Source organism: Acidiphilium sp. MT5, assembly GCF_054767495.1.
This window is the reverse complement of the sequence record NZ_BAABMR010000008.1, coordinates 84606-106653: the sequence shown is the minus strand read 5'-3', so window position 1 is coordinate 106653 and position 22048 is coordinate 84606. Positions and strand designations below refer to the sequence as shown.

Below are 22048 nucleotides of genomic sequence, written 5' to 3'. Positions count from 1 at the left end.
GTCCGTCATGCAAACCGGTGCCATAACCCCTTATATCGATGTCGCCCAGCTGGTGCTCTATGCGTTCTGGATTTTCTTTGCGGCTTTGATCTGGTATCTGATCAAAGAAAATAAACGCGAGGGCTATCCGCTCGTTACCAACCGCCCCGGCGAGCGCCCGAGCGGCCTGGTTCCAGTTCCCGCGCCCAAAACATTCCTGCTGCCGAACGGCAAAACCAAATCAGTTCCATGGAACGAGCCGCTGGAAGTGCTCAACGCGCGCCAATCGGCGCCGTGGGAAGGCGCGCCGATCACACCGCTTGGCAACCCGATGCAAGACGGGCTTGGTCCTGCCGCTTACACCCAGCGCGATGATGAGCCTGAGAAAATGCCGGAAGGTGAAGATCGCATCGTGCCGATCCGGGTTGCGCACGGCTATAGTGTGGCGAGCGAAGACCCGGATCCACGCGGCGCACCGGTTATCACGCTGGATGGCAAAACAGCCGGTACCGTCATTGATCTGTGGGTCGATCTCGCCGACCAGCAATTGGTTTGGTATGAGGCGGATGCTGCCACCACGCCAACCCGCCGCGTGATGTTTCCCGCGACTTTGGTTTGCGTGCAAGGCTCAGGCAGCGCGATCAAAGTCAAAGTCGCTTCGGTCACCGCGCAACAATTCGCTGAAGCGCCGTCCCTCGCCGAACCAGATCGGATCACTCCGCGCGAGGAGGATCGCTTGATGGCCTATTTCGCCTCCGGCCATCTCTACGCCACCCCGCAGCGCTCGGAGCCTTACCTATGAGCAATCCTTCAGTCACGCCCGATGGCTTGCCGCATGGCCTGCCCGTTGGCGAAACTCTGCTCTGGCAGGGTAAACCCGATTTTCGTCGCTTGCTGATCGATGCGTTTCGTCTGCGGATGCTCAGCATCTATGTCGGCGCCATCGTGGTCTGGAGCGTGGCGAGCGCTGCCTTCGCTGGCTATGATCCGCGCGAAATACTAGCCTCAGCCGTCTGGGCCATTGGGCTGGGCGCACTCGCCCTCGCCTTGATAACTTTAATGGCTTGGCTGACGGCGCGCAGCACGATTTACACCATCACCTCACGCCGCGTTGTCATCGCGCACGGGGCGAGCATTCGCAAACATCTGAACTTGCCCTTTGCCAAAATCGAAGCGGCTGGAATTCGGATCAACGAGCAAGGCGTTGGTGATATCCCGCTCACGCTCGATGCTCAGACGCGGCTGTCCTATATTCTGCTTTGGCCACACGTCAAAGCGGGAAAAAAGGCGGGCGTGGAGCCGATGATGCGTGCCCTGCCCGACGCGGGATCGGTGGCTAAACTTTTTGCTGATGCCTGGGCAGCGCATCAAGGCGAGACGGCCAATTTCGTGCTGCGCGACCACGCAGCCCCGGTGCGCGCTAAGCAATCGGCCTTAGGCCAAGCGCACGCAGCATGAGTGGTACCCAAACCCAGCGCGGCGCACCGTCCATGCGCGATGAGGCACCCCGAGTGCCGCGTTGGGCGTTGGTGGCTGCTGGATTATTGATGACCGGCACAATCGGCCTCGCCGCCATCGCCCGGATCAATCATACGGGCGGGCACCCGGTTGATTGGAAAGCGGGCGCTGTCGCTGTGGTATTTCGCCAACAAGCGCATGACGCGATCACCGTGACAACCCGCACTGGTGCGGCCATTGCCACGATTGCACCCACTCAGGATGCATTCTTGCGCACGACCATGCGCACCATGCTGCAAGCGCGCGCCCGCGAAGGCAAGCCGCGCACCGCACCGTTTCTGCTGATCCCCGGGCGCGGCGGTGCCTTGCTGTTGGATGATCCGCAGACCGGGCGGAAAATTTTCCTCCAAGCCTTCGGCCCAGCGAACCAAGCGCAATTCGCCGCTCTCCTCCCACCAAAAAGGACTTGATCATGGCTGGCGAACATATTCCACTCCGTTGCTCCATTGACATCGAACAAACCCCGGCCAGCTTCCACGCCCACGCGATTCCCGAAAATGTTGAAATCCACGCGGGTGATGTGGTGATGGTGCTAGATGCCCCCTATGAAATTTTGTTCGGCGAGCACGTCATTTGCGAACGCCCCGGCGTGTTGATCCGCGCAGGCCTGCTCACCCGGCTCTGGACGCGCATAAGCTCGCTCGCTGAAATTTCGGAACTCTACGAAGTCGGTTTCCAACCGTTGGCCGATGTTCAACCCTCCCTCTCGCATATCGGAGCCTGAGCCATGAACGCTGTTAGTCCGATCCAAGCTGCCAACACCGCGCACGAGCCTGTGGCGCCGAATGAACAGACGGCCTCGGCGCAAGCCAGCACCATGCTCAGCCCGCGCTTTTACACAACCGATTTCGACGCGTTGAACAATATCGATGTGGAGCCGATCCGCGCGCAGTGGGATGCGCTGATGGCAGAATTCAAGGCGGACCCCAATAAGGGCCATTTCGTCCGCACCGATGAATTTGCCATCGATATTTCTGGCATGAAGCCTGAGCTGCGCCGCGAGTTTCTCGATTTTCTGGTGAGTTCAGTCACCGCCGAATTTTCCGGCTGCGTGCTCTATGCCGAAATCAAAAAACGCGTCCATAACCCCGATCTAAAAGCTTTGTTCGGCTATATGAGCCGCGATGAAGCGCGCCATGCCGGCTTCATCAATGAGGCGCTGCATGATCTGAACATGAAGGTCGATTTAGGCTTTCTCACCCGAGCCAAAAAATACCATTTCTTCAAACCAAAATTTATTTTCTACGCCACTTATTTGTCGGAAAAAATCGGCTACGCCCGCTATATTTCGATTTTTCGCCAATTGGAAAAACATCCTGAATTGCGCATCCACCCAATCTTCAAATGGTTCCGTGAATGGTGCAATGATGAGTTTCGTCACGGCGAGGCCTTTGCTTTGTTGATGCGCGCCAACCCCTGGATGCTCACCGGCATCAACCGGCTCTGGGTGCGGTTTTTCCAACTTGCGGTATTCGCCACCATGTATGTGCGCGATCACGCAAGGCCGCATTTCCATGAAGCACTCGGTCTCGATCCCACGGCGTATGACATGCAGGTCTTCCGCATTACCTCTGCCATCAGCGAACAGGTATTTCCGGTCACGCTCGATATCGAAAATCCAAAGTTCCTTGAAGGGCTGGAACGGTTACGGAAAATCGATGTCGCGAACCTCGCACTCCGTGATCAAACCGGCCTTGGTGTGACGCTCCAGCGCGCCGCGCACGCCGTCCAGGCGGTCATCGCATTTGGCGGGCTCTATTTCATGCGCCCGAAATCACATCCGCTCCCTGCGGAAATTCGTCTGCAGCCGACCTGGTAATGTAAGAATCTCGAGGAACAATCATGAGCAACTATATCATTCCAGGTCTGTTTGCGTTGTTTGTCTGGTGGTTCAGCACCGGTGCGATTATTTTTCTAGATGGCCTGCCCCGCCGCACCTTCAAATGGAGCATGCTTGGTGCGAGCGCCGTCTTTGCAATCTGCGTCATCGGGCTGGTGCGTGTGAGCGGCGAGACAACTGTTAGCGCCGCCTATTGGGCGTTCGGATTTGGCTTATTTGCCTGGGGCTGGCAGGAAATCAGCTTCTATATGGGTTTCGTTACCGGCCCTCGGCAGGATGCTTGCCCTGAAAATTGTCGTGGTTGGAAACATTTCGGCCACGCGATCCAGACCAGTCTCTGGCATGAGCTCGCCATCATCGGCTCAGCCGCACTGATTATCGCGCTGACCTGGGGCCAACCCAATCAAATTGGCGTATGGACCTTCATGGTGCTGTGGTGGATGCATCAAAGCGCCAAGCTCAACGTGTTTCTTGGTGTGCGCAACCTGAATGAAGAATTTCTGCCCGAGCATTTAAATTTTCTGAAAAGCTTCCTTCGCCGCGAACCGATGAACTTGTTATTTCCCATCTCGATTACGGTCTCAACCGTCATCGGCACGATCATGTTTGAGCACGCGGCCCATGCCACAACCAGCTTCGCCCGCGCCGGTGATACGTTTATCGGGGTGATGATGGCCTTAGCGATTTTGGAACATTGGTTCCTGGTGGTGCCACTGCCGGCAGCCAAACTATGGAGCTGGGGCCTCAAATCGCGCAAGCCAGTTCGGGCGTTCGATGTCGAAATCATCGCTGGCTTTCTCGGAGCGGGTAAAACAACCTTCATGCGCCGTCGGCTCGACATGCTGGGTTCGGTTCCTGCCGATAAACGCGAAAAAACCGTTGTCTTGGTCAATGATTTCAGCTCGGTTGGCATTGATGGCTCTTTGCTCCGTGGCCAAGGGGCGGAGGTGGTCGAACTGCCGAATGGCTGCATTTGCTGCACCCTGAAAAATGACCTTGCTAGCCAGCTCCGAGAAGTTGTCGGAAATTATGCGCCTGATCGTGTATTAATCGAACCCTCTGGCGTTGCTGATCTGGCATCCTTGATTGGCGTGTTAGAGCGACCGGAGATTGCGCCATTCAAACGCAGCCTGTCCGTTGTCACTATGATTGATGCCGGCGCGTTTCTCGGTGACTATGCCGAGATGCAAGCCCATTTCACCGCCCAGGCGCGGCTCGCCGGGGTGATCGTGATTAACAAAACCGATCTGGTAAGCCTCGCTGAGCGGCGCGCCGTCGAGGCAACGCTCAGTCGCCTTAACCCTGCAGCGCGGATTATCACAGCACGCTACGGATCAGTGCCGACGGAAATTTTCACGATCGCCGCTGTATCAAATTCCCCCAGCGCGCACGATCATGAGCACGATCACTACCACAACGAGACTCATGACCATGACGGATGCATCGACGTAACGTGTACCCACCCCGACCATCATCACGATCACGACCACGACCACGACCACGATCACAGCCACGATCACAGCCATGATCACAGCCATGATCACGCGCATGAGGACGCACTCGGCTTCGCGTCTTGGTCAGGTACACTCGATACAATTTGCGATATCGATGCGCTACGCCACGTGCTGGATGCTGCCGCCGAAGGGCATTTCGGCTCAATTGCCCGGCTCAAAGGGCTGGCCAGATCGGGGCGTGGCTGGGTGCAATTTGATGTTGCCGGCCATCGCGCCAGTGTCGCCGCTTTTGCCGCCGCCGCCGGTGAGCAAGCGCGGGTCATTGTTATTGGCCGAAATCTGGATGAGGCTGGCCTAGCGATGGCATTTGCCGGGTGTGCCTTGCGTTTAGCCGCCGAATAACCGACTTAACCGGGAGAGTGCGTCGATGAATTACGAGAATTTCTTCACCACCCAGCTTGATCAACTACGCCGGGAAGGTCGGTACCGTGTGTTTGCCGATATTGAGCGCCACGCAGGGAACTTTCCCCATGCGACGCAATATGGCGCCGACGGCGAACGGCAGGTCACGGTCTGGTGCTCGAACGATTATCTCGGCATGGGCCAGCATCCCACCGTGCTTTCTGCGATGCACGAAGCGTTGGATCGGTGCGGCGCTGGTGCTGGCGGCACGCGCAACATCGCGGGTACCAATCATTTCCACACGGTCTTGGAACGCGAACTCGCTGATTTGCACGGTAAAGAATCATCGTTGCTGTTCAACTCCGGCTACATGTCGAACTGGGCGTCGCTATGCACGTTGGCCGCCAAATTGCCGCAATGCGTCGTGGTGTCTGATGCGCTGAACCACGCTTCAATGATCGAAGGCATTCGCCATAGCCGTGCCGAATGCGTGGTGTTCGAGCATAATGATCCATCGGACCTTGCGCGGAAATTGGCCGCCATCGACCCCGCGCGCCCGAAATTGGTTGCGTTTGAGAGCGTTTATTCAATGGATGGTGATGTGGCACCCATCGAAGCCATTTGTGATGTCGCAGACCGCTTTGGCGCCATGACCTATCTCGATGAAGTTCACGCGGTCGGTCTATACGGGCCACGCGGTGGGGGTATTTCGGAGCGTGAGGGACTTGCCCACCGCCTTACGGTGATCGAAGGCACGCTCGCCAAGGGCTTCGGCGTCATTGGCGGCTATATCACCGGATCCCACGGGCTGTGCGATTTCGTCCGGTCCTACGCATCAGGTTTTATTTTTACAACCGCTCTGCCGCCCACCGTCGCGGCCGGTGCGATCGCCAGTATTCGCCATTTGAAAACGAGCAATGCCGAACGCACCAGCATGCATGAGCGCGTCGCACGCCTGCGCACCAAGCTCGACCAGGCGGATGTTCCGCATCTGCATAACCCCAGCCACATTGTTCCGGTCATGGTCTGGGATGCGGCCTTGTGCAAGGAAATTAGCGACACATTGTTAGAGCGATTTGGCATTTATGTTCAGCCGATCAACTACCCCACCGTTCCGCGTGGTACCGAACGATTGAGGCTTACGCCTTCGCCTTTGCATAGCGACGCGGACATGGATCATTTGGTTGATTCTCTCGCGACGATCTGGCGCGAAATGTCGATCCGCCGCGCTGCCTAACAATGGGGCCGCCTATCGCCTCCACGCCGAACCGAACTACTGATCAGGCCGGTGTGGAGGCGCGACGCTTAGGCGGCGGAAACGGCCTTTAACGGCACCGGGAGTCGTGTCGCGAAATCACGCGGCACCACCACCCAGAAGCGTGGCAACACCCGGTCCCAATCATTCAGCAGCATCGCGGCAAACCGGCTTTGTGTTTCGCGCGCATGCTCGCCGACCAATTCGCGCAAATGCTCCGCCCAATAGCCACTCGGCACGCGCTGCCAGGAAAGGGTTTCGGGGTTGATCCGTCGCTCAAAACTCTCGTCCTCGTCATAAACAAAGGCCACACCACCCGTGAAGCCAGCGCCAAAATTGCCACCCACCGGGCCGAGCACAACCACCGTCCCGCCGGTCATATATTCACAAGCATTGGAGCCGGCGCCTTCAACCACTGCAATCGCGCCAGAGTTACGCACCGCGAATCGCTCCCCCGCCTGTCCCGCAGCAAATAGTCGGCCCGACGTTGCGCCATAGAGCACGGTGTTACCAATAATCGTGTTCTGTTGGCTGATCAGCGTCGAGGACGGGGCAGGGCGCACAATAATCGTCGCCCCTGATAAACCCTTGCCAACATAATCATTGGCATCGCCAAAGACCTCCAACTTCAGGCCGCGCACCGCAAATGCGCCCAGCGATTGGCCCGCTGAACCACGCAGCCGCACCGTGACATGGTCAGGCTGCAATTCGGTGCCACGCTTTTCGCGCACAATGCGCGAAGAAAACTTGGTGCCAATTGCGCGATGTGTATTGCGAATCGCATATTGCAGCTGCATTTTCTCGCCGCGATCAAAAAAGCCCTGTGCATCCGTAATCATTTGCGCATCGAGTGACTCTGGCACCTCATTCCGGCCGACGCGGGTGCAATGGCGCGCATAAGGCCCAGGGTCGGCCTGCGCCAAAATCGCGTTCAAATCCAGATCGTCCAGATAATCCGCGCCGCGCGAAACCTGCCGCAGCAAATCGCTCCGGCCAATCACATCGCTCAAGCTGCGCATACCGAGCGACGCTAAAATCTGCCTGACATCTTCGGCAATAAATGAAAACAGGTTAATCACCTTCTCCGGCGAGCCGTCAAACTTCGCCCGCAACGTCTCATCTTGCGTGCACACACCCACCGGGCAAGTGTTGGAATGGCATTGCCGCACCATAATGCAGCCCATTGCCACTAACGAAGCGGTGCCGATACCGAATTCCTCGGCGCCGAGCATCGCCGCAATCACCACATCGCGCCCTGTTTTGATCCCGCCATCGGTGCGCAACCGCACCCGATGCCGCAGCCGGTTCAACATCAGCACTTGATGCGCTTCGGATAATCCCATCTCCCAGGGCAGGCCAGCATGCTTGATTGAGCTTTGCGGGCTGGCCCCGGTGCCGCCGGAGTGGCCGGAAATCAAAATCGAATCCGCACCAGCCTTCACCACGCCAGCGGCAATCGTGCCAATCCCCGAGCGCGAAACCAACTTAACGCATACACTCGCTTCAGTGTTGATCTGCTTCAAATCATAAATAAGCTGGGCTAAATCCTCGATCGAGTAGATATCATGATGCGGTGGCGGACTGATCAGCATCACACCCGGCGTGGCATGCCGCAGTTTTGCGATCAATTCCGTGACTTTGGCGCCCGGTAATTGTCCACCTTCACCCGGCTTAGCGCCTTGCGCAATCTTGATCTCGATTTCGCGGCAGTTATTCAAATATTCAGCAGTCACCCCAAATCGGCCCGATGCGATTTGCTTGATCGCTGACGAGGCGTTATCACCATTGGGTCGCGGTGTGGCGCGTTCAGGATCTTCCCCGCCCTCGCCCGAGTCAGAGCGCGCACCAATCCGGTTCATCGCAATCGATAACGTCTCATGCGCTTCCGGGCTGAGTGCGCCCAGGGAAATGCCGGGAGCGAGTAACCGCTTGCGAATTTCGGTGATGCTCTCAACATCGTCAACCGGGATCGGTGCGCGCCCTTCGGTGCGAAAATCAAGCAAATCGCGTAATGCAACCGGTGGCTGGCTGTGTACCGCATCGGCATATTTGCGATAGAGCGTGTAGCTGTCGGTCGCCACGGCGGTTTGCAGCACATGCACCATATCGCCTTCGAACGCGTGGGTCTCACCGCTGCGCCGCACCCGATAAAGCCCACCAACGGGCAGGGCAATCACATCGCCCTGCCAAGCTGCCTCATGCAGCTCCAGGATTTTATGGGCAATACCCGGCAAACCAATTCCGGAAATTCGCGAGGGCATGCCAGGGAAAAATTCGGCAACCAGCGCACGCGATAGCCCAATGGCCTCGAAATTATAGCCGCCGCGATAAGACGAAATCACCGAAATGCCCAGCTTGGACATAATTTTCAGCAATCCCTTGTCAATGGCCTTCTTGTAGCGCCCAACGCAGGTTTTCAAGGAAACATCACCAAACAAACCACGCCGATGCCGGTCCGCAATGCTCTCCTGGGCCAAATACGCATTGACCGTCGTAGCCCCCACACCAATCAGTACCGCGAAATAATGAACATCCATGCATTCAGCGGCGCGCACGTTCAGGCTGGTAAATGTGCGCAGCGATTGACGAACCAAATGCGTATGGACCGCCCCGGTCGCCAAAATCATCGGGATCGGGGCGCGATGCTGATCGAAGGCCTCGTCAGTCAAAATAACGTGGGTGCATCCTTCCCGCACCCCCTCTTCCGCTTCGCGGCGAATCCGCTCAAGAGCCGCGCGCAATCCTGCCTCGCCGTCGGCAGCCGAAAAGGTGCAATCGACCACACAGGCTGAAGCGCCCATATAGGTCCGCATGGCGTCAAATTCGGCAGTCGATAATACTGGGCTGTCAAGCTGCAACAAATCGCACTGGCTCGAATCTTCATCCAGCACATTGCCCAAATTACCAAGCCGGGTCTTCAGCGACATCACTTGTGATTCACGCAGACTATCAATCGCCGGGTTGGTCACCTGCGAGAAGCTTTGCCGGAAATAATGATGCAGAGCGCGATAACGCGTCGATAACACCGCAATCGGCGTGTCATCGCCCATCGACCCCACCGCCTCGTTGGCTTCCTCGACCATCGGGTGCAGCAGCAGTTCCAATTCTTCCAAGGTAAAGCCAACAACGCGCTGGCGCTGGCGCAGTTCCGCCGCCTCGAAACGCACAGGCTCTGGTGCATCGGTTTTCACCAGCCGGTCAATAACCGTGGTCCGCCGCGTCCAGGCGCCAAAATTCTGGCGGCTCGCCAATTCATCCATTAACGCGCTGGCACGGCGGAATTGCCCGGTCGCCAAATCAACAGCAATGGTCTCACCTGGTCCCACCCGGCCACGCTCGCGAATATCGCTGTCGTCACGCTTGACCATCCCGGTCTCGGACCCCACGATCAGCATATCGTCGGTGGTAATCGTATAACGCAAGGGTCGCAGCCCGTTCCGGTCAAGTCCGGCAATCGCCGTTAGCCCGTCCGTTGCCGTAATCGCCGCCGGCCCATCCCAAGGCTCCATCACCGCGTTACAATAGCCGATCAAATCGCGATGCGCCTGTGGCATCATCGCATCAATCCCTGGTGCCGGTGGGATCAATAATGTCTTGGCCATCGGCGCATCACGCCCGGCGCGCACCAGCAATTCAAACACCGCATCCAGCGTTGCCGTGTCCGAACTCCCAGCCTGAATGACCGGCTTGATATCATCAAGATGTCCATCGAGCGGTCCGGCGGCCAGCCGCGTTTCATGGCTCTTCATCCAATTCACATTGCCGGCGAGCGTATTGATCTCGCCGTTATGCGCTAACATCCGAAAGGGCTGCGCCAACCGCCAGGTCGGAAACGTATTGGTCGAGTAGCGCTGATGGTAAATGGCAAATCGGGAAACAAACCTTTCATCCAGCAAATCGGGATAAAAATCGGTCAGGCTTTGCGCCAAAAACATGCCTTTATAAATGATTGATCGGCATGACAGCGAGCAAATATAGAGCTCATTGATTTGGGCCCCAATCGCCGCCTTCTCGATGCGCCGGCGGATAATATATAAATCGAGCTCAAACTGCGCCTCCGGCCGGTTCAGCGCATTATGGATCATAATCTGCTCAATCTCTGGCCGCGTCGCATTCGCCTTTTCGCCAATGCACGCAACATCAATCGGCACTTGCCGCCAGCCGTAAATGCGATAACCGAGCTTGAGAATTTCAGTTTCGATAATTTGTCGGCAGGTTTCCTGAGCGCCTAGATCGGTCTTGGGCAAAAACACCATTCCCACGCCAATCGGGCCAGGATGCACCCGGTCGCCGCCGCGCTCCACGGCATCGGCAAAAAAATCGCGTGGAATTTCCACGTGAATCCCGGCACCATCGCCGGTTTTCCCATCGGCATCCACAGCACCGCGATGCCATACGGCCCGCAGCGCATCAATGCCAGCCTGCACCACATCGCGCCGCTTTTTGCCATCTAACGCGGCAATCAGCCCAACGCCACACGCATCATGCTCTTGCTCAGGGCTATAGCTGCCGCGCAACCGCTCCGCATTTGCGCGCCAAGACGCCAGAAATTCCGCACCCGTCTCAAAGGTCATTGTTCACTCCGCCGCCGTCGCCATTGAAGAAGTCGCTTGATCCTGCAACCGCCGATGGATCGCAGAAGCCGCGTCGCGCCCGTCCTTAATCGCCCAAACCACCAAGCTCGCACCGCGCACAATATCTCCGGCTGCATACACACCGGGCAAAGTGGTCTCGAAACTCGCAGGATTGATCGCCAAAGTTCCCCAGCGCGTCACGGTAAGCCCTGGTTGCTCGAAAGCGTTCGGCAAATTTTCTGGATCAAAGCCTAACGCCTTGATCACCAAATCGGCATCAAGCGTGAAACCACCGCCATCCATCGGCTCAATCGCTTGCCGCCCTGAAGCATCGGCCAACCCAAGGCGCATCCGCTGCACCCGCAAGCCGGTCACCTGCCGATCGCCCAAAAACGCTTCGGGCGCGGCTAACCACCGAAATTGCACACCCTCATCTTCGGCATTCGTCACTTCGCGCAACGAACCCGGCATATTCGCCCGATCGCGCCGATACAGGCATGTTACCGATGTTGCGTGCTGGCGCACCGCCGTCCGCACACAATCCATCGCAGTATCGCCGCCGCCAATCACCACAACATGCTTGCCCGCCGCATTCAGCGCGCCGGAATCAAATTCCGGCACATCATCGCCCAGCCCTTTGCGGTTCGAGGCGATCAAATAATCCAGAGCCGGCACAATGCCAGCCAGCCCCGAACCCGGCCCGCCAATATCGCGCGGCTTATACACACCGGTCGCAATCAGCACCGCATGATGCCGCGCCCGCAACGTCGCAAACGGCATGGCGCCGCCAATATCAGTGTTCAATTCAAATTTCACACCACCATCAATCAGCCAGGCGGTGCGCCGCTCCACCACTGATTTTTCCAGCTTGAAGCCCGGAATCCCGTAAATCAGCAGGCCGCCAACCCGGTCATGCCGGTCATACACAGTGACCTGATAGCCCCATTGGCGCAACGCTTCCGCCGCCGCCAACCCCGCCGGCCCGGCGCCGATGATCCCGATTGACTCCGTCCGCTCGCGCTTGGGGCGGATCGGACGCACCCAGCCTTCGGCAAACGCCGTCTCGGTAATATGCCGCTCGATCGCGCCGATCGTGACGCTCTCAAACCCTTTTTCGATCACGCAATTGCCCTCGCAGAGCCGATCTTGCGGGCAAATTCGGCCACAGATTTCCGGGAACGTGTTGGTCGCTGCGGAAATCTCATACGCCTCCTCCAACCGCCCCTCTGCCGATAATTTCAGCCAATCGGGGATATTATTCCCGAGCGGACAATGGATCTGGCAAAACGGAATCCCACACTGCCCGCAGCGGCTCGCCTGGGTTGCGGCGGCCTTGGCATCAAAACCCCGATAAATCTCGTCAAAATCCTGCGCCCGCTCATCCACCGCCCGTTTCGCCGGCGTTTGCTGCGGCTGGACGATGAAACGCTGCATTTTCGGCAGTGCGGACGGCGCTTGCGCACCCATCGCCGAACTTACCGGCCCATCGCTAGACGCCATTGCACAACTCCATATCGGCAAGAGGAAGGGTTTTGCTTCATTTACCTCCCTAAAATCGATAAATCTAGCAATAAAACGCAGTTAAGACATATAGTATGCCATAAAATTATGATTTTCAGCCGTGCACAAATCGAATAGATCAAAAAAACCTAAAAATAGGATCGAAAACGGACTTAAATTTTCTGCTGCCCCGGTGGCCGGTACCGTGCCAGATAGCTCGGCACCACCAAATCAATCGGCGTCGGGGTAATATCCAACTCCCGCAGCCCCGGCATCCCTGGCCCGACGACATTATCCGATTGTAGCAGCAGCAACTGATCGCGCGTCAGCAATTTGCCGGGCAACCGCTCCAACAACGCCGCCTGCAAGCCAGCCGCCCAGAGTGGAATGGGCAGCAATGGTCGCGCCCGGTGGGTTTCGTGCAAAATATACACCAGCAACTCACGAAAACTACGAATATCCGGTCCGCCCAATTCATAAAGCGGCGCGCTGTCTTGCCGCTCAATCGCCGCCATCACCGCATCCGCCACGTCATGGACATAAACAGGTTGAAACCGCGTCGCTCCGGCAATCACCGGCATAACCGGCGCCGAGACCGCCATCGCCCCGAACCGATTGAAAAACTGATCTTCCGGGCCAAACACAATCGAAGGCCGCAAAATCACCGCCTCGGCAAACCCTGATCGCACCGCCGCTTCACCCAGGCCCTTGCTGGCCGCGTATTTGCTCTTGCTCGTCGGGTCTGCTCCAATCGCCGAAACCTGAACCAGCCGCGCCACCCCCTCCTGCTTGGCCTGAGCCGCAATCAGCCCCGCCCCGACATGATGGATGCGATCAAAATCCCCGGCTTTTTTCTCAGCCAGAATGCCCACCAAATTCACCACGCACTCCGCCCCCATCACCGCCCGCCGCACCGCCGCCGGGCTGGTCAATGGCGCATAAAGCGGCACAATCTGGCCAACGCTGCCCAAAGGCCGCAACGCCCCCGCCCGCTCAGTGTCGCGCCCCGCCGCACGCACCACATAGCCGCGATCCGCCAGCCGTTTCACCACATGGCGGCCAATAAACCCAGCCGCACCAAACACCGTGGCAATCTTGTGCGTTGTCATAAAAATCCTTTGTCCAGTCAGGGGCCCAGCGATGTTTTGACCCTACCATATAAGTGGGTCGATTCAGAACAGAAATTGCGGCCCTCGATATTTAACCCGTGATCACCAAAGCGCCAGACGCCCCGCTGCTCGCATCTGCGCGGCATCGCCGCAATTGACGCGCCCGGCTCACTTCGCTAGAGCGACCATCATTCGGTGCACCGGCCCAGGTGGCGAAATGGTAGACGCGCAGGTTTCAGGTACCTGTGGCCGCAAGGCTGTGGAAGTTCGAGTCTTCTCCTGGGCACCACCCTTCATTCACCAAGCGCAGCCCTCGGCTTCCCGACAATCTTGCCCTCGGCCACCCGCCAATCTTGATTGGACCCAGCATAGCGATGAGCGAAACCCTATTCGCCAACGGCGCGACCATCCATCTGCACAAGCACGATCTGCCCGACCATGTCGCCTTCACCGGCATAGTCGCCGTCGATACCGAAACCATGGGTCTCGAAGCGCGGCGTGATCGCCTCTGCCTCGTCCAGCTTTCCGCCGGCGATGGCTCAGCGCATCTGGTGCAACTGATCCCCACCACACTCGGCGGACGTGGCGATGATTGCCCTAATCTGAAACGCCTGATGGCCGATCAAGCCGTCACCAAATTATTTCACTTCGCCCGGTTCGATGTCGCCATGCTGCGCCGCTCGCTCGGCGTGGTGGTCGCCCCGGTCATTTGCACCAAAATCGCCTCGAAATTGGTGCGCACCTATACTGACCGGCACGGGCTGAAGGATTTATGCCGCGATTTGCTGGGCGTGGAAATTTCCAAACAGCAGCAAACCAGCGATTGGGGCGCGCCGGAACTCACCGCCGAGCAATGCGCCTATGCCGCATCGGATGTTCTGCATTTGCACGCGCTGTGGGCCAAGCTCGACGCGCTGCTGCTGCGCGAAGGCCGCCGCGCCCTCGCCGAGGCCTGTTTTCGCTTCCTGCCCGCCCGCGGCGCCCTGGATTTGCTTGGCTATGACGACCCTGATCTGTTCAGCCATTAACCCGCCGCATACCCCCCGCATACCCGACGGCGTCAATTACAATTGGTTGCGCCGCCTCTGTTGACCCGGCATCGCCGCCGGACGCATACAGAGACATGACAACAAGCCGGACCCTAGGCCGGGCCGAGGCCACCGATAGCGGGGATATCGCCATCGGGCGGGATGTGTTGACCACCGAAGCCCAAGCCCTCAACGCCCTCGCCGCCTCGCTCGATCACCGCTTCACCGAAGCCGTCGAAACGCTAGAGCGGGTCACTGGCCGCGTGGTGGTCACCGGCATGGGCAAATCAGGCCACGTCGCGCGCAAAATTGCCGCCACCTTGGCATCCACCGGCACCCCGGCTTTGTTCGTCCACCCCGCCGAAGCCAGCCATGGCGATCTCGGCATGGTCGTCCCCGGCGATGCGGTGCTGGCCCTCTCTAATTCGGGCGAAGCCGCCGAACTGGCCGACATCATCGCCCATGCGAGGCGCATCGGCCTGCCCCTGATCGCCATCACCGCGCGCGCCACCAGCACGCTCGCGCAAGCCGCCAGCGTGCTCCTGCTGCTGCCCCAAGCGCGCGAAGCCGGCCCGATTGGCCTCGCTCCAACCACCAGCACCACCATGCAAATCGCCCTCGGCGATGCGCTCGCCGTCGCCCTGCTCGCACGGCGCGGCTTTACCAGCGCCGCCTTTGGCCAAATCCATCCCGGCGGCAAGCTCGGTGCGCGCCTCAAGCGCGTCCATCAATTAATGCATGAGGGTGACGCCGTGCCCCTCGCACCCGGCTCTCTGACCATGGACAAGGCGATCCTGCGGATCACCGAAAAACATTTCGGCTGCCTCGGTGTCATTGACGAGGCACGGCATTTGCTCGGCGTTGTCACCGATGGCGATCTTCGCCGCGCCATGGGGCCGGATTTATTATCGCGTCCGGTCGCGGACATCATGACCACCTCGCCACGGGTCATCAGCCCTGATGCGCTGGCCGAGGATGCTCTGCGCGCGATGACCGATCAAAACCCGAAAGTCACGTCGCTATTTGTCGTTGATTCCAACCGCCTGGTCGTGGGTATTGTGCATATCCATGATTTGCTCCGCGCCGGTGTGGCGTGAGCCGATCGACGTGAACCAATGAGCGTGAGACCATGAGCGTGAAGGGAAGCGACATGTCAAAGCTAACCCCGGATAACCCGCTCTTATCCGCGATCAGCCACGATCCGGCGGAGACCCTGCCCGGCCCCGTGCGCAGCCGCCGCGTCGCCCTGGCCAAGCGCATCCTGCCGGTTCTCGCGGTTCTGCTGCTCGTCGCCCTCGCCGTGCTGCCTGATATTCGCTCAGGCACCGCCTTCGGGCGCTTCAGCTATCACAAAACCAGCGCCTCGGCGCCGCACGCGCCCATCTCGCGGGTCAGCGATGCGCGCTATCACGGCGTCAATAATCAGGGCGAAAAATTCGCGATCTCCGCAACAACAGCCACCCAAATCACCCAAAACCACTTGCAACTGCAACGCCCGCAAGGCGATATCCTGCTCAAATCCGGAGCGTGGCTGCGGTTGAACGCCGAGCATGGGCTGTATCATCAACAAACCGGCATGCTCGGGCTTGGCGGCGATGTCACATTGTATCGCGCCGATGGCACCACCATGAAAACCCACGCCGCCCTGGTCAATATGCAGCAAGGCACCGCCAGCGGCACCGACAAAGTGCTCGCCTATGGCCCGTTCGGCACGCTGCACGCCGCCGATGGTTTCTCCGTCCAAAATCGCGGTGCCGTCGTGCATTTCAACGGCCCGGTTGCCCTCACCCTGATCGGTGGCGCGGCGCCGCCTCCATCACCGATAGCCGCGAGCTCAGCGAAATGAGGGTCGCTTTGCGCCGTCCGCTGCCCGGCTTGCTGCTCGGCCCGCTGCTCGGCTTGATCGCCTTGGGCGCCGCCCATGCCCAATCACTTGGTTTTGACCAAAGCACCACTCCCGGCGCGCCGCCGCAGCCGATCCAGATCACCGCCGCGAACGGGCTGGATTGGAATCAAAAAACCCGCACCATCACCGCCAATGGCGACGCCAAGGCTGTGCGCGGCAATGTCACCATCACCGCCAACCAACTGGTCGCCCACTACGCCGCGAACAGCCGCCCAACCCCTGCGTCGCCCGCTTCACCAACACCCACCCCACCATCACCCACCACCAGCAGCGACCCGCTGGCCGGCCTCGATCAAGGCCAGTCCAAACTCACCGCCCTCGAAGCGATCGGTCAGGTGCATATTTTCACCAACACCGACCAAGCCTTCGGCGATCACGCCATCTATCATATGGCCAGCGGCGAATTGGTCCTCACCGGCAAGGCCCTGCGCCTGATCACCCCATCGGATACCATCACCGCCTCCAAGGCGCTGCAATATTGGTCCAAAGACCATCGCGCCGTCGCCCTTGGCGACGCCCAAGTGGTCACCAAGGATCACCGCTCCATCCAGGCTGACCAGCTCACCGGCTATTTCACTGCCGGTTCTGGCGCGCCGGTCGCCTCCGCCACCGCACCAGGGGCTAATGAAGCTGCCGGAAAATTGCGCAAAGTTGTCGCCGAAGGCCATGTCATCGTGCGCACCGCCACCGATATCGCAACCGGCGATCATGGCATTTATCATCCGGCCACCGGCATCGCCGTGCTTACCGGCAACGTCCATATCACCCGGGGCCCGAACGAACTTGCCGGCGGCAAGGCGCGGGTCAACATGAAAACCGGCATCGCCACCTTGCTCGCCGCCCCCGGCCAGCGCGTGCAAGGGGTGGTGCTGCCCAACTCGGCGCCGCCCGCGGCCCTAGTAGTCGAACCTGGGGCCAAACCCGGGGCCGAACCTGCCGTCAAATCGCCGCAAACCCAAGCCAAACCCGCGCCATGAACGAAACGTTGCGCGTCACCGAGGATTATCGCGACAGGGCAGGGCAGGGGGCCGGCCTGATCGCCACCGGCCTGGGCAAAACCTTCCGCAAGCGAGCCGTGGTGCGCAATGTCTCGCTCTCGCTCCGGCGCGGCGAAGCCATCGGCCTGCTCGGCCCCAACGGTGCTGGCAAAACCACCACATTCTACATGCTAGTCGGGCTGATCCAGGCCGATAGCGGCACGATTACCCTCGATGGCGTGGATATCTCCACCCTACCCATGTATCGCCGGGCGCGGCTCGGTATTGGCTATCTACCCCAGGAAGCCAGCGTGTTTCGCGGCCTCACCGTCGAGCAAAACATCGCCGCCGCCATCGAAGTCGTGGAGCCTGACCGCGATCGTCGCGCCGCCCTGCTTGATGAATTGCTTGCCGAATTTGGCATTTCGCATCTGCGCCGCACCCCCGCTCTGGCCCTGTCCGGCGGCGAGCGCCGCCGCGTCGAAATCGCTCGCGCCCTCGCCACCAACCCGCGCTATATCCTGCTCGATGAACCGCTCGCCGGGATCGATCCCATTGCCGTCAGCGAAATTCGTGATCTCGTCGCCCATCTCAAAGATCGCGGTCTGGGCGTGATCATCACCGATCATAATGTCCGCGAAACCCTGGAAATTATCGATCGCGCCTATATTCTGCACGAAGGCCAGGTGCTGATGGAAGGCGAACCAGACGCCGTCGTCGCCAATCGCGATGTGCGGCGGGTTTATCTCGGCGAACGTTTTATCCTCTGATTTTCGCCTGCCCCATACCCCCATTATCAACCTGTCATGAGACCTGATCGGTAATCCATGCACTTACCGTTGGCATTATTCCTCGCGGATCTGTTGCTTTATGCTCTCGCCGGTGCCGCCGCCGGTTTTCTCGGCGGGCTGCTCGGTATTGGCGGCGGCTTGCTGATCGTCGCGGCGCTGACCGTCACACTCCCCGCATCCGGCGTCGTCGGCCCGGACATCATCCATGTCGCGGTAGGCACGTCGCTCGCGGGCATGGTGCTGACATTCGGTGCCTCCACCATCGCCCATTACCGCACCGGCAATATCATGGCCGCCACCTGGGTCCGGCTCGCCCCCGGCATGGTCATCGGCACCTTGATCGGCAGCCAACTCGAAGGCTTCATGAGTGGGTTGATGCTCCGCCTCGCCATCACCTTGTTTTGCGCCGTTACCGCCTGGCGCATGGGGTTCAGCGGTGAAAAAACCCAGCGCGAGCATAGCTACACCCCCAGTTCGCACTGGTTGTTTCCCTCCGGCATCGTCATCGCCACCGTCTCATCAATCGTTGGCATCGGCGGGGGTTCGCTCACCGTCCCGCTGCTCATCAGCCTGGGTGTCAAACCGGTTCGCGCCGTCGCCACCAGCGCCGCCTGCGGCCTCGTGATCGCCTGCGCCGCCGCCGCCTTGAACATGTTGCTCCGCCACCCCGTCGCCCATGACGTCGGCCAGTCCCAGCTTTTGGGCCACCCTTGGGGTCTGGTCGGCACCGTCTATCTCCCCGCCGCCATCACCGCAGCCCTAGCCTCAACCCTCACCGCGCGCAGCGGCGTGCGCGTCGCCAACCGCCTCTCCGGGCGGGCGCTTAAGCGCAGCTTCGCGGTTTTTCTGCTGATCATCGGCGGTATCATCGCCGCCGGCGGCTAGAAAATCCTCATCCTTGCTATCACAATATTGACGGCGCCGCCCCGCCGACCGCATCCTTGGAGCCGCCATGAGTGCCGAACTCCGCCACTGGCGCGCCTTTGCCGCCGCTGCCCAAGCCCGTGATTTCACCCAAGCCGCCGACCAGCTTGGCCTGTCCCAGCCTGCCCTCAGCCAATTGATCCAATCGCTCGAAGCCACCCTGCATACCGCCCTGTTCGACCGCACCAGCCGCCGCGCCCGCCTCACCGAGTCCGGCGCCAAACTTCTGATCGAAGCGCGCTTGCTCATCGACCAAGCAGACCGCCTGACCGGCCTCGCGGACGCCAACACCCGCAGCACCGCGCAACGCCTTGCCGCCGGCTATGTCGGCTCCGCCGCGTTCCACCCCGCCTTCACCGCCCTGATCGCCGCTATCAGTGCCGACCAACCCCCGATGACGCTCCAGATCGATCAATTCTCCGCGACCAGCCAGATCGAACAACTCACCCAGTACCGGCTTGATCTCGGCATCGCTCGCTCGCCGTTGCCCGATCTCGGCGCAAGCCTCACCAGCCTGACCTTGGCGCGCGAACGCATGATCGTGGCCCTCGCCGAAACCCACCCGCTCGCTCAAGCGCCGCGCTGCAGCCTCGCCAAATTGCGCGACGCGCCTTTCATCCAATATCTGCGGCAACCCAGCGGCGGCCTGCGCGAATGGGTCAATACCGCCTGCGCCAAGGCCGGGTTCGAGCCCAAAATCATCCATACGGTGCCACAAATCGCTACCATGCTCTGCCTGGTCGGTGCCGGCGTTGGCGTCGCCCTGGTGCCGGAAACCATGGCGCGCTTCGGCGTCCCCGGTGTCACCTATCGGCCCATCACCCAGGCCTTCACCACCGAATTAACCCTGCTCTATCGCCGGAGCGACACAGCACCCGCCTTGCGCCAAACCCTGCGCCTCGCGCGGCGGCTGATCCATAAGCCCAGCTTATGAATAATGCGTAAAGAAACGCTTGGCCCCGCGCGGCAACGCGCTATGTTCGCGCCATGGTCGAAACCCAACTCGCCACCGCTCACACCACCGAAATCGGCGAGAGCCGCCTGACGCTGCGCGCCGGCACGCTTGATGCCGCAATCGGCGAGATGCCGCTTGCCCGGCGCGGCGCCACCGCCAGCACCGCCCGCCGCGCCATCATCATCATCCATGGCCGCCGCCGCGACGCGCCGTTTTACGCGGACCTCGCCGCCACCGCCTTTTGCGATGACGCCGCCGATGTGATGGTCATCGCACCGCAATTTCTCACCGCTGCCGACATCGCGCATCACCAACTCCCGCCCAACAGCCTGCATTGGCACGAAACCGCCTGGATGCAGGGCGAGCACGCTCTAGGCGCGGTGCCAATCAGCGCCTTCGCCGCCCTCGATCACCTGATCGATACCCTGGCCGATCCCAGCCTCTATCCTGCCCTGGAGCAGATCATCATTGCCGGTCATTCCGGCGGCGGCCAATTGGTGCAACGCTTCGCCATTCTTTCGCACACACCGCACCCGGTTCGCTTTGTCGTCGCCAACCCATCCTCTTATGCTTGGTTCGGGCCGGACCGCCCGCACGCGGCCCCCGCCAGCGCGCACGCTACATACTGGAAATACGGCCTTGATGGCCGCCCCGCCTATGGTGCCCCACTCGATGATGCCGCTCTCGAACAGCGTTATATCAAGCGCGATGTGCATTATCTGCTCGGCATGCGCGATAACGATCCGCAACACGCGATGCTGGATCGCTCACCCGCCGCCATGAGCCAAGGCGCCAACCGGCTGGAGCGTGGCCGCAATTTCTGGGCCAGCCTGCGCCAACGCCACGGCACCACTCTGCGCCATCACTATCTCGAAATCCCCAACATCGCCCACGAACCCGCCAAACTTTTCGCCGATCCACAAGCCAAACCCGTTTTCTGGCCCAGCCCCTAATCCGCGTCAAAACCAAAATCCGGAGGAAACCACAATGAATATCAAATCGCTTATCCTGCCTATCACCGCGCTGGCTGCCCTGCTCGCAAACACACCGCTCATCGCCCATGCCAACCAACCGATCCCCACGGTGCATCCAGGCCGCCTCACTATCGCCTACCGCACCGATGACAAGCCGATCTCCTTCATCGCAAACGGCAAGCCCAGCGGCTTCCTGGTCGCCTTTGAACAAGCCATCGGCCAGCAACTTGGCCTGAAAGTGGAATTTGTTTCGACCGACTTCGCCAGCATGCTCCCCTCGGTGAAAAACCACGTCTATGACAGCGCCGCTTTCCCGGTTTTGGTCACGCCACCGCGTCGCAAAATCGTCGATTTCACCACCCCAATCGGCTATGCCGAGGCACGCTTGGTCAGTCGCACCGATGCGCCAATTCCCAAAATCGATGGGGCCGCAAAAAAAACCATCGCCGTCACCCAAGGCAGCGCCCTGATCCCGCTGCTTCAGCGCATCGCGCCCGGCGTCAAAGTGAAGCAATTCCCTAACATCGCCGCGAGCACCAACGCGCTTTTGGCCCATCAGGTCGATGGCTTGTTCACCGGCCTCGCCACCGCCGATCATTTGGTTGCCCAACATCACGGGCTCAGCGAATCGCAAATCGTCAATAGCGGTGAAGCGGCCTTCCCAGTGGCCAAATCCAACCCAAAATTACGCGCCGCCCTGAATACCGCCATCGCCACATTGATGAAAAACGGCACCTACACCACGCTGTTTGAGAAATGGAACCCGAGCAACGTCACCATCCCCAACCCGCTCTATGCCCGCTATCCCGGCATGCCGCATGAACATGGGCAACAAAAATAACCGAATGTGAACAAGGCAGTC

General features: G+C 59.8%; 19 protein-coding genes and 1 tRNA gene. 17 read left to right on the top strand and 3 right to left on the bottom strand.

Annotation, left to right across the window (positions count from 1 at the left end; translation table 11 throughout):
* Window positions 1-7: 7 nt before the first annotated feature.
* Genes puhA through hemA form a run of 7 tightly spaced genes read left to right on the top strand, consistent with a single transcriptional unit; the run spans window position 8 to window position 6430 of the window.
* A complete protein-coding gene (puhA, locus tag ACYUCQ_RS10200; RefSeq protein WP_460254420.1) occupies window positions 8-781 on the top strand; it encodes a photosynthetic reaction center subunit H in 774 nt (257 codons plus the stop codon).
* The gene (gene puhB, locus ACYUCQ_RS10195) at window positions 778-1437 is read left to right on the top strand and encodes a photosynthetic complex putative assembly protein PuhB (RefSeq protein WP_460254419.1); all 660 of its coding nucleotides are present in this window, start codon (window positions 778-780) and stop codon (window positions 1435-1437) included. Before puhA ends, puhB begins: the two co-directional genes overlap by 4 nt.
* Complete coding sequence (gene puhC, locus ACYUCQ_RS10190; protein ID WP_460254418.1) at window positions 1434-1907, top strand: photosynthetic complex assembly protein PuhC; 474 nt, start codon at window positions 1434-1436, stop codon at window positions 1905-1907. The genes puhB and puhC overlap by 4 nt, the downstream gene beginning before the upstream one ends.
* Window positions 1908-1909: 2 nt before the next feature.
* A complete protein-coding gene (locus ACYUCQ_RS10185; protein WP_460254417.1) occupies window positions 1910-2221 on the top strand; it encodes a hypothetical protein in 312 nt (103 codons plus the stop codon).
* 3 nt (window positions 2222-2224) lie between these two features.
* A complete protein-coding gene (gene acsF, locus ACYUCQ_RS10180; protein ID WP_460254416.1) occupies window positions 2225-3316 on the top strand; it encodes a magnesium-protoporphyrin IX monomethyl ester (oxidative) cyclase in 1092 nt (363 codons plus the stop codon).
* Window positions 3317-3339: 23 nt separating this feature from the next.
* Window positions 3340-5193: a putative photosynthetic complex assembly protein PuhE gene (gene puhE, locus ACYUCQ_RS10175; protein ID WP_460254415.1), complete on the top strand. Its 1854-nt coding sequence runs from the start codon at window positions 3340-3342 to the stop codon at window positions 5191-5193.
* A 25-nt stretch (window positions 5194-5218) separates the two neighbouring features.
* A complete protein-coding gene (gene hemA / locus ACYUCQ_RS10170; protein ID WP_460254414.1) occupies window positions 5219-6430 on the top strand; it encodes a 5-aminolevulinate synthase in 1212 nt (403 codons plus the stop codon).
* Between the two features lie 68 nt (window positions 6431-6498).
* On the opposite strand, the gene gltB is transcribed toward hemA, so the two are convergent.
* The 3 genes from gltB to ACYUCQ_RS10155 form a co-directional block, all read right to left on the bottom strand.
* Window positions 6499-11022, bottom strand: coding sequence for a glutamate synthase large subunit (gene gltB, locus ACYUCQ_RS10165; protein WP_460254413.1), 4524 nt, complete (start codon window positions 11020-11022; stop codon window positions 6499-6501).
* A gap of 3 nt (window positions 11023-11025) precedes the next feature.
* Complete coding sequence (locus tag ACYUCQ_RS10160; RefSeq protein WP_460254485.1) at window positions 11026-12489, bottom strand: NAD(P)-dependent oxidoreductase; 1464 nt, start codon at window positions 12487-12489, stop codon at window positions 11026-11028.
* Between the two features lie 206 nt (window positions 12490-12695).
* On the bottom strand, window positions 12696-13631 hold the full coding sequence (locus ACYUCQ_RS10155) for a complex I NDUFA9 subunit family protein (protein WP_460254412.1): 936 nt from the start codon (window positions 13629-13631) through the stop codon (window positions 12696-12698).
* 203 nt (window positions 13632-13834) lie between these two features.
* On the opposite strand from ACYUCQ_RS10155, the gene ACYUCQ_RS10150 reads away from it, so the two are divergent.
* The 10 genes from ACYUCQ_RS10150 to ACYUCQ_RS10105 all read left to right on the top strand — a co-directional run bounded on the left by ACYUCQ_RS10150 (window position 13835) and on the right by ACYUCQ_RS10105 (window position 22027).
* Window positions 13835-13920, top strand: a tRNA-Leu gene (locus ACYUCQ_RS10150).
* Window positions 13921-14005: 85 nt separating this feature from the next.
* Window positions 14006-14659 (top strand): ribonuclease D, encoded by a 654-nt coding sequence (locus ACYUCQ_RS10145; protein WP_460254411.1) that lies wholly within the window; start codon window positions 14006-14008, stop codon window positions 14657-14659.
* A gap of 95 nt (window positions 14660-14754) precedes the next feature.
* The gene (locus ACYUCQ_RS10140) at window positions 14755-15756 is read left to right on the top strand and encodes a KpsF/GutQ family sugar-phosphate isomerase (protein WP_460254410.1); all 1002 of its coding nucleotides are present in this window, start codon (window positions 14755-14757) and stop codon (window positions 15754-15756) included.
* Window positions 15757-15809: 53 nt separating this feature from the next.
* On the top strand, window positions 15810-16505 hold the full coding sequence (gene lptC, locus ACYUCQ_RS10135) for an LPS export ABC transporter periplasmic protein LptC (protein ID WP_460254409.1): 696 nt from the start codon (window positions 15810-15812) through the stop codon (window positions 16503-16505).
* On the top strand, window positions 16502-17542 hold the full coding sequence (locus ACYUCQ_RS10130; RefSeq protein ID WP_460254408.1) for an LptA/OstA family protein: 1041 nt from the start codon (window positions 16502-16504) through the stop codon (window positions 17540-17542). The genes lptC and ACYUCQ_RS10130 overlap by 4 nt, the downstream gene beginning before the upstream one ends.
* A complete protein-coding gene (gene lptB / locus ACYUCQ_RS10125) occupies window positions 17539-18312 on the top strand; it encodes an LPS export ABC transporter ATP-binding protein (protein WP_460254407.1) in 774 nt (257 codons plus the stop codon). Before ACYUCQ_RS10130 ends, lptB begins: the two co-directional genes overlap by 4 nt.
* Before the next feature lie 57 nt (window positions 18313-18369).
* Window positions 18370-19218 (top strand): sulfite exporter TauE/SafE family protein, encoded by an 849-nt coding sequence (locus ACYUCQ_RS10120; protein ID WP_460254406.1) that lies wholly within the window; start codon window positions 18370-18372, stop codon window positions 19216-19218.
* A 67-nt stretch (window positions 19219-19285) separates the two neighbouring features.
* A complete protein-coding gene (locus ACYUCQ_RS10115; RefSeq protein WP_460254405.1) occupies window positions 19286-20191 on the top strand; it encodes a LysR family transcriptional regulator in 906 nt (301 codons plus the stop codon).
* Between the two features lie 53 nt (window positions 20192-20244).
* A complete protein-coding gene (locus tag ACYUCQ_RS10110) occupies window positions 20245-21165 on the top strand; it encodes a hypothetical protein (protein ID WP_460254404.1) in 921 nt (306 codons plus the stop codon).
* Window positions 21166-21199: 34 nt separating this feature from the next.
* Window positions 21200-22027: an ABC transporter substrate-binding protein gene (locus tag ACYUCQ_RS10105; RefSeq protein ID WP_460254403.1), complete on the top strand. Its 828-nt coding sequence runs from the start codon at window positions 21200-21202 to the stop codon at window positions 22025-22027.
* Window positions 22028-22048: the final 21 nt, after the last annotated feature.